This window comes from Adlercreutzia muris (genome assembly GCF_008831045.1).
In the GTDB taxonomy this organism is placed as follows: domain Bacteria; phylum Actinomycetota; class Coriobacteriia; order Coriobacteriales; family Eggerthellaceae; genus Adlercreutzia; species Adlercreutzia muris.
Window position 1 is genome coordinate 1 of the sequence record NZ_WAJS01000053.1, and the last position, 8,548, is coordinate 8,548.

An 8,548-nucleotide genomic window follows, 5' to 3' on the forward strand; every position below is an offset into this window, starting at 1 on the left:
AGGAGGAAGCGCTAGGACGGTCGCGGCCGCGTGATACCCATAGCCCTCCTCGAAGAGCTCCGCTGCGGCCCTGCGGACATCGACGTCGTATCTGATCCTAAGGTCTGATGGCATAAAGAAGCCTCCCGTTTCTCGTGTCCAAGAAATGGGAGGCAGTACAAACGTGCGGGCCATTTGCGGCCGCCTGTACTATACTTACATCTTCGAGCAAAAGGCTCACGACGAAAGGACGCAGCATGCCCAGCACAGTGCTCGTCGGCGCCCAGTGGGGCGACGAAGGCAAGGGTAAGATCACCGACCTCATCGCCAGCGACTACGACTACGTGGTGCGCTTCCAGGGGGGCAACAACGCCGGCCACACCGTCATCCACGGTGACAAGAAGCTGGCGCTGCACCTCATGCCCTCCGGTGTCATGTACGAGAACGCCGTGCCCGTCATCGGCAACGGCGTGGTGGTGGACCCGGGCGTCCTGGTGAAGGAGATGGCCATGCTGGAGGCCGAGGGCATCTCCTGCAAGAACCTGCGCATCTCCAACGACGCGCACCTCATCATGCCCTACCACAAGGATCTTGACGGAGCCGACGAGAAGAGCCTCGGCGACAAGAAGATCGGCACCACCAAGCGCGGCATCGGTCCCTGCTATCAGGATAAAATGGGCCGCAAGGGCATCCGTATGCAGGACCTGCTGGACGAGAAGATCTTCCGTCTGAAGCTCGCAGCGGTGCTGGCCCAGAAAAATCCCATTTTGGAGAAGATCTACGGGCTGCACACCTACACCGTCGAGGAAATCTGCGACGAGTACCTGCCCTATGCCCGCATTCTCGCCCCCTTCGTGTGCGAGTCGGCCCACATGCTGAACACGGCCCTGGCCGAGGGCAAGTCCATCCTCTTCGAGGGGGCCCAGGGTACCCTGCTCGACATTGACCATGGCACCTATCCCTTCGTCACCTCGTCTTCCTGCTGCGCTGGTGGCGCGGCCACGGGCACCGGCGTGGGACCTGCGGCCATCGACCGGGTACTCGGCATCCAGAAGGCCTATGTCACCCGCGTGGGCGAGGGCCCCTTCCCCACGGAGCTGAAGTTTCCCGAGAACGGCGGGGTGGGCCAGGATGCTGAAGACGGCGAGTTGCTGTGCGCCGTCGGCCACGAGTTCGGCGTGACCACGGGCCGCAAGCGCCGCTGCGGCTGGTTCGACGCCGTCATCGGCCGCTATGCCGCCGAGGTGAACGGGCTTACGGACGTGGCCCTCACTAAGCTGGACGTGCTGTCGGCCTTCGACACTATCAAGGTGTGCGTGGCCTACGAGTGCGACGGCGAGCGCTACGACTACTTCCCCATGCAGCAGTCGGTGCTGCATCACGCGAAACCCATCTACGTGGAGCTGCCCGGTTGGAAGGATGTCGATATTACGGGCTGCAAGACCTACGAGGAGCTGCCCGAGAACACGCGCAAGTACATCGAGTATCTGGAAGAGGTCACCGGCGTGCCCATGAGCATCATCTCCGTGGGCCCCGATCGCGATCAGACCATCATGCGGAATTGGTAGGAGAGGACCAACATGAACATCCTGGTTTTGGGTTCGGGTGGCCGCGAGCACGCCATCGCCTGGGCGCTGCAGAAGTCGCCGAAGACCGATGTGCTGTACGTGGCCCCGGGCAACGGAGGCACCGCTGACATTGCCGAGAACGTCGAGATCGACATTGCCGATAGCGAGGCCCTGCTCAGCTTCGTGGCCGAGCGCAAGATTGGCCTGGTGGTCATCGGCCCCGAGGCGCCCCTGGTCGATGGCGTGGCCGATGTGCTGCGCGCGGCCGGCGTGCCGGTGTTCGGTCCCAACGCCGATGGCGCCCAGCTGGAGGGTTCCAAGGCCTATTCCAAAGAGTTCATGATGGCCAATGCCATCCCCACCGCCGCCTACGGTCGCTTCGATAACGCGGATGCGGCCCTGGCCTATGTGCGCGAGCAGGGCGCCCCCATCGTCATCAAGGCCGACGGTCTGGCCGCCGGCAAGGGCGTCGTGGTGGCGGAAACCCTGGAAGACGCCGAGAACGCCGTGCGCGCCTGCTTCGACGGCGCCTTCGGCGATGCCGGCTCCACGGTGGTCATCGAGGAGTGCATGACCGGCCCCGAGTGCTCGCTGCTCTGCTTCGTCACAGCCGGCAAGTCCTTCCCCATGGCCCCGGCCCAGGATCACAAGCGCGCCTACGACGGCGACCTGGGCCCCAATACTGGTGGCATGGGCGTGTACTCGCCAGTGCCCATCGTGACCGATGAGGAAATGGCCGCCATGGTGGCCATCATGGAAGACGCCGCCGCTGCGACAGCACGCGAGCCCTTCGCCGCCGACTACCGCGGTACGCTGTACGGCGGCTTCATGCTCACCCCCGCCGGCCCCAAGATCGTGGAGTTCAACGTGCGCTTCGGCGATCCGGAGACCCAGGTGGTCCTGCCGCGCCTGGAAAGCGACCTGGTGGACGTGATGCTGGCCGTGGCCGAGGGCCGTCCCGAGGACATTGCCCTGGAGTGGTCCGACGATTGGGCCGTCTCGGTGGTGCTCGCGAGCGAGGGCTACCCCGGCTCCTACGAGAAGGGGAAGGTTATCCTCGGCATTGAGGAGGCCGAGGCCCTGGATGGCGTTACCGTGTTCCATGCTGGCACCCGGCGCAATTTCGACGGCGAGCTGCTCACCAACGGCGGACGCGTGCTGAACGTGGTGGCCACGGGCGCCACGTTCGAGGAGGCTCGCGAGCGGGCCTATGAGGCTTGCGACCTCATCAACTTCGAAGGCAAGCAGTTCCGCCATGATATCGGCAAGAAGGCCCTCCAGGGTCGTTCCGCTTGGGAGTAGCCTATGCTCTCAGAACGACTGTTGTCGAAGGTGGTAGCGGCCTGCACGGCCAACTACCTGAAGCTGACCCCCTGCACCGAGGAGCCCGTGCCCGAGCCCGTGCCCGGGCAGGCCTATATGCTGTACATGCATGTGCCGTTCTGCGAGCGGCTCTGCCCGTATTGCTCTTTCAACCGCTTCCCCTTCCGGGAGGATCGGGCGAAGCCCTACTTCGAGAACATGCGCAAGGAGATGCGCATGCTGAAGGAGCTGGGCTACGACTTCGATTCGGTCTACATCGGCGGCGGCACGCCCACCATCATGATCGACGAGCTGTGCGAGACCATCGACCAGGCCCGCGATCTGTTCTCCATTCGGGAAGTGTCGAGCGAGACGAACCCGAACCACCTCATCCCCTCCTACTTGGAGAAGTTGAAGGGGCGCGTGCAGCGGCTGTCGGTAGGGGTGCAGTCCTTCGACGACGACCTGCTGCGCCAGATGGACCGCTACGAGAAATACGGCTGCGGTCAGGAGATTCTCGAGCGCATCGGCGAGGCGTCGCCCTATTTCACCTCCATGAACGCCGACATGATCTTCAACTTCCCGGCCCAGACCGAGGACACGCTCATCCGTGATATCGAGATGGTGGTGGCCTCGGGAGCGAGCCAGACCACGTTCTACCCGCTCATGGCCTCGCCGTCGGTGCAGAGGTCTCTCGCAGCCACCGTGGGCCCGGTGGATTACAACCGTGAGCAGCGGTTCTACGAGATCATCTGCGATCTGCTGCTGGGAGACTTGCCCAACGGCGATCCCGGTCTGTTCGAGTTGGGCAGCGCCTGGACGTTCAATCGCCGCGGTACCGGTGCGGCCGGCGAGGACGCCATGATCGACGAGTACGTGGTGGACTACGAGGAGTACCCGGCCATCGGCAGCGGCGGCATCACCTATCTGGGGAAGAACCTGTATGTGAACACGTTCTCGGTGCGCGAGTACAATGCCGCCATCGAGAGCGGCCGTATGTCCATGATGGGCAAGACCACGTTCAGCCTGCGCGATCGCATGCGCTACCGGTTCATGATGCAGCTGTTCGGCCTACATCTGGACAAGCGCCAGTTCTACCGCGACTTCGGTACGACCGTGGAGCGGGGTCTGCCGGCCGAGATGGCCTTCATGCGGGCCTGCGGCGCCTTTGCCACCGACAATTCCGACGAGCTGACGCTGACGCCCAAGGGCCGCTACCTCGTGGTAGTCATGATGCGCCAGTTCTTCATCGGCGTGAACAACCTGCGCGACCAGGCCCGCGCGGCCCTCACGGGCGAGGAGCGCGAGCTGGTGTTCGGCGATGGCACGGCCCGTGTGTGTGCGGCCACCGGGGGCGCGGCCTCGGCCGCTGCCGCCGCCGGGGTGCGCGAGCTGTCCGCCACGGCGGTTCTCGACGGAGCCCGGGCCCAGGCGGCCGAGGAGTAGGCGCCCCCGCCCATGACCTATGTTTCCGTTGTGACTCTGGCGGCCTATGGCCTCGTGCTGCTGGTGCTCGGGGCCATAGCCGTAGTTGATCTGCGGGAGAGGCGCGTGCCCAACCTGCTGTCCGGGGCCTTGGCTGCCCTCTGGCTGCTGTGGCGCGTCGTGCTTGGCTTCGCCGGCCAGCACATGGGGCTGGGCTTCCGCGCCGAGTTCGCGGCTCCCGCGCCGACAATCGTGGTGCCCCCGGGGCTCAGCATCGAAGGTGCTTCCCTGGCCGAGGGCATTATCGGCGCCGTCATCCTCGGTGGCGGTTTGCTGGTGCTCACGGCCGTCTATGAGGCCGTGACCCATCGGGAGTCCTTCGGCGGCGGAGACATCAAGCTCATGGCCGCCCTCGGTCTGTTCCTCGGCGCCGATCGGGGTCTCATCTGCTTGCTGGCCGCATGCGTGCTCAGCCTGCTCTACGCTCTTATTGCCCGTATCGCCCGCTCGGTGATTGCCCGCCGCCGAGGGGGAACCTCCGAAGAAGAAGGGGAGGGCCTGCTGCGCACGACCCTCCCCTTTGCTCCCTTTATTGCCCTGGGTGCTTTGATTGCCTTTGTGGTTTAGCTGTTTCGCCGATCCTTTCGGCGCCGGGCCGCCGATACAGCCAGAGTGACGGCAGCTCCCAGGGCCATCGCTCCGGCGACGGTCATCGGCGCGGCATCGCCCGTTTGAGCCAGCAGGTGCTTGAGGCGAATGGTCGTGCCATCCCGCTCTTCTACGGTATAGGTGAAGCGCACGATCCTATCGGGCCCGCCGTTCGGGTCGGGGTACACCGCCGTCACGTAGTAGGTGCCCGGACGGGTGGGATCGATGGAGTCAACCGTCTTGCCATCAAGAGTGATGGTGATCTCGGGTTTTACGTCGGCGGGCACGCGATCGGGCCAGCGCTCGTGGATATCGGCGGCAATATCATCCTTCGTCAGAGGCTTGCCGTTGGGATCCACGGTCACGGTGACGTTCTCGTCAACGATGACGTTTCCCTGATCCGGCTGCGAGGCTCCCGGGGCGGTGGGCTTGTCGGGCGTGCCCGGCTTCTCGGGCTTCTGCGGCTTGTCGGGGGTCGGCTCGGCCACGGTGTATTCGAAACGCACTACCTTGTCCGGGCCGCCATCGGGATCGGGGTACGTGGCGATGACCACATAGTGACCGGGCTTGGTCGGGTCGATAGTCTCCACCTCTTCGCCGTCCTTGATGATGGTGATGACCGGATCGGTGTTGGGAAGATTGCCTTCTATCTGGTCTTTGATGACATCCTCAAGCTCGTCCTTCGACACCGGCGGCTTGCCCGGGGTCACGTCCTCTTCCACGGTGCCTCCCTCGATGAGGTCGCCGATCTGGCCCAAATCGGGGTCGGTGGCCGGATTGGCGGTGACCACCACCTTGGCCGGCTTCAGGGTGAGGAGGTAATTGCCGATGTCATAGCGGCCGCCACCTAGATCTTTCACCTCGGTAATGGGGGAGGGGAAGCCGGTCGCGCGGGATCCGTCCATCGCGAAGGCCGCGGCCGCCCCGTTGGCACAAGGGTTCACATTGGCGAAGTGGGGAGTCGCCGTATAGGTGCCCACAGTGGGGTTGGAGGCGTCCAGCGGCTCGCCGTCGCTGTCGCGGGTGCAGGTCAGCTCCACGGCACCGAGAATGCTTTCAACGGCCCCGCCATCGACCCGCGCGGCATCGCGAGGCGCGAGCATATTCGCTGCCCACGGGGCGCTCCCATCGTCGTGCACGTCTTCGTTGCTCGTCAGGGTCAGGGGAACGCCGGATTCGTCGGCTAGGGGCTTGCCCGCTAGGCCCCACTTTACGGTGGAAGAGGCGGTTACAACCAGTTCCCGAGGCACGATACGGGCTACCAGTTCAAGGGTTCCGTCATCTTTCAGGCCAGCCAGAGTGTAATTGGTGGTCACGGTGCCGTCGGCCGATTCCAGCCGCGCCCCTTCGAGCACGATCTTCCCGTCCCCCGCGTCGGCGGTGCCGTAGCTTGCGCTATCTGCGGCAAGGCGCACATCGCCGCTATGGGTGGGAAGAATGCCGGGCAACGCGATGGCATCCAGGCTGAAGTCGGCGGTGCCGTCGTACACCTTCTCATACACCTTTGGCTGCATGGCACCAGAAGCATCCTTCTCGCGTGTCAGGTCAACGGTGGCGGGGCGCACGGTGAAGATGGCGCTGCCCTCCTTGTACACGCCGCCGTCTTTCCGATTAGGTTTCGTGGAGGTGACCTTGTAACGGCCGGCGGTGTAGGGCACCTCGGCCTCGGGTACTACGATGGGCTTGCCGTCGTCGCCGATGATTTCCTTGCCGTTGGCGTCCACGAGCACGTAGGTACGCTCCACCTGGTCGGCCACGGGGTCCAGCACGCCGCCGTTGATGTTCTCGCTCACCTTGAGGGCTTGGCCGAGGGTGATGCTGTCTGCCTCGGTGGTAATGGTGAGCTCTTCGGGGTCGACGTTGATGTCCACTTTCACATGCACATCCACATCGACGTTCACATCGGCATCGCCCCCGGAGCCATCGCCGTCTCCGTCCGGCGCATTGTCATCTTCCAGACCGCCGTATTCGATAACGTAGCAGCATTTCTGATGCTCACCACTGGCAGGGAAGTTGGGATAATCGTTCCATTTGCCAATGTTAGCCGCTGCGGTGGCCACGCCGGCGGAGTTTTTCTGGCTGTACATATGCAAGCAGTACTCGCCCGATCTTTGAGTGCCGGCGTTGTCGTAATACCCGATGTTAGCTGCATTGTTCGGCTCGCTGCTGGCAAAATTGTAGTAGGCGTTGCCTTCGGTTACCGGATCTTTCACGGGTTTTGCCGACCCGGCCGAGTCCATGCGACATATCTCCATGGGGCCGCCGTCGGGGCCCATGGTTGCCTCGGGTCCGGTTACCCAATAGAAGCTGTAGGGCCATCCTGCTGAGGGCTTCTGCCATGTAAACCGCCCCGTGTTGCCGACGGCGCCGAACGTGGGCTCGGCCGTACCGCCCATCCACATGTTCGTGTCAATGAGCGTGGTGATGAAGTTCGATTCCTCGGGGCTGGTAACCGTGACCAAATAGCCCTGAAGGCCCATGTAGGTGTCGGCTGCCGCCGCATCGCGGGCTTCCAGCCAGGTAGACGGCTGGGGAATGTAGCGATAGTAGTGGCCATTCTCGGAATTGAAGTCGTAGGTGTCCGTTACGGGCTTCAGGCTGGCGATCATGCGCAGGCCCTTGGTGCCCGACCCGCCGGCAAGGGTGACCTTCATATGCTTTTGGAGGTACTCCTCCCATTTTGCCGCCGGCCAGCCGCCGTCCTTCTCGTCGGCATTCGTGGCGTTCACAGATCGGTTGGCCGTCTTGCCCCGCACCTCGAAGCCCTCTACCGCATCGAAGGTCACGTCGTCTCCCGCCGCAATGGCCGTCGTGAACTGCACGGTGATGCTGCGGATGTTCTTATCGGTGTTGGAGGTTACCTTCAACTTGGGAAACCGGTACTCGTTTCCATTGCGCTCGGCGGGCCCGGCCACAATGGTCAGTTCCGCAGCTTCGTCGTCAGCATCGGCGGAAGGTGCGGCGCTCTCGTCCGCCGCCCAGGCTGGCTCGCAGAGAGGCGCGGTGCCGACAACAGCAATCGTCGAGGCCGTTGCGGCTAGCGCGATGGCGAGGGATCCCTTGACGAGGTTCATTCCCAATACATGCAGAGGTTTCATAGCAGGTCTTCTCTCGGTCGTTCTAAAATGATAGAAGTACTCATAGTATAGCGCCGCCACCAGGTCGCGCCAACCGCGATAAGCCCTTGAGGCGATGAGAGTTTCGGCCGATGACAGCAACGGATATGCGATGGGGGGAGCACGACGCCACGGATCGTTCCGAAAAAGTCCTTGCATTGCGCGGTTCTACCCGTTAATATATATGCTCGCGTCGAAAGGGAATACTTTCCGCACCTTGGTCGGGTAGCTCAGTTGGTAGAGCAACGGACTGAAAATCCGTGTGTCGAGGGTTCAAGTCCCCCTCCGACCACCACCATTTAGAAGACCCCCAGTCATGGGGGTCTTTTTTTTGTGTTCGGACAACTTCCCGGGTGGGCCGCGGAAGCAGCGGTGAACAGCGCCGGGATATAGGAACAAAAGTGTGTAAGGAAGCCTAATCGACCCCGTAGGGATAAGGGGTCTCATGATGGAACTCGGACCATACCAGTCCTTCTCCCCATCTTGCAGGTTCGCCGGTTTCATCGCCTT

At 63.2% G+C, this 8,548-nt stretch carries 5 protein-coding genes and 1 tRNA gene; 5 read left to right on the forward strand and 1 reads right to left on the reverse strand.

What is annotated here, in order from left to right; genetic code table 11:
• Positions 1-236: 236 nt before the first annotated feature.
• From F8D48_RS10920 to F8D48_RS10935, 4 genes are read left to right on the forward strand one after another with little or no spacing between them, the layout of a single operon-like run.
• Positions 237-1,547, forward strand: coding sequence for an adenylosuccinate synthase (locus F8D48_RS10920; protein WP_151432017.1), 1,311 nt, complete (start codon positions 237-239; stop codon positions 1,545-1,547).
• A 12-nt stretch (positions 1,548-1,559) separates the two neighbouring features.
• The gene (gene purD, locus F8D48_RS10925; protein ID WP_135971284.1) at positions 1,560-2,849 is read left to right on the forward strand and encodes a phosphoribosylamine--glycine ligase; all 1,290 of its coding nucleotides are present in this window, start codon (positions 1,560-1,562) and stop codon (positions 2,847-2,849) included.
• A 3-nt stretch (positions 2,850-2,852) separates the two neighbouring features.
• The gene (locus F8D48_RS10930) at positions 2,853-4,295 is read left to right on the forward strand and encodes a coproporphyrinogen III oxidase family protein (protein WP_151432019.1); all 1,443 of its coding nucleotides are present in this window, start codon (positions 2,853-2,855) and stop codon (positions 4,293-4,295) included.
• A gap of 12 nt (positions 4,296-4,307) precedes the next feature.
• Complete coding sequence (locus tag F8D48_RS10935) at positions 4,308-4,901, forward strand: prepilin peptidase (RefSeq protein WP_151432021.1); 594 nt, start codon at positions 4,308-4,310, stop codon at positions 4,899-4,901.
• Here F8D48_RS10935 and F8D48_RS10940 read toward each other — a convergent pair.
• Positions 4,898-8,020 carry a YDG domain-containing protein gene (locus tag F8D48_RS10940; RefSeq protein WP_170272809.1) on the reverse strand — a complete coding sequence of 1,041 codons (3,123 nt, stop codon included), beginning with the start codon at positions 8,018-8,020 and terminating at the stop codon, positions 4,898-4,900. The two genes, F8D48_RS10935 and F8D48_RS10940, sit on opposite strands and share 4 nt — an antisense overlap.
• A 237-nt stretch (positions 8,021-8,257) precedes the next feature.
• Between F8D48_RS10940 and F8D48_RS10945 the strand changes: the two genes are divergently transcribed.
• Positions 8,258-8,333: transfer RNA gene (locus F8D48_RS10945), tRNA-Phe, on the forward strand.
• Positions 8,334-8,548 lie beyond the last annotated feature (215 nt).

Bases quoted from the DNA above. Each gene is read 5' to 3' on its own strand.
- F8D48_RS10920 (WP_151432017.1), top strand. From the start codon at position 237: ATGCCCAGCACAGTGCTCGTCGGCGCCCAGTGGGGCGACGAAGGCAAG.
- purD (WP_135971284.1), top strand. From the start codon at position 1,560: ATGAACATCCTGGTTTTGGGTTCGGGTGGCCGCGAGCACGCCATCGCC.
- F8D48_RS10930 (WP_151432019.1), top strand. From the start codon at position 2,853: ATGCTCTCAGAACGACTGTTGTCGAAGGTGGTAGCGGCCTGCACGGCC.
- F8D48_RS10935 (WP_151432021.1), top strand. From the start codon at position 4,308: ATGACCTATGTTTCCGTTGTGACTCTGGCGGCCTATGGCCTCGTGCTG.
- F8D48_RS10940 (WP_170272809.1), bottom strand. From the start codon at position 8,020: ATGAAACCTCTGCATGTATTGGGAATGAACCTCGTCAAGGGATCCCTC.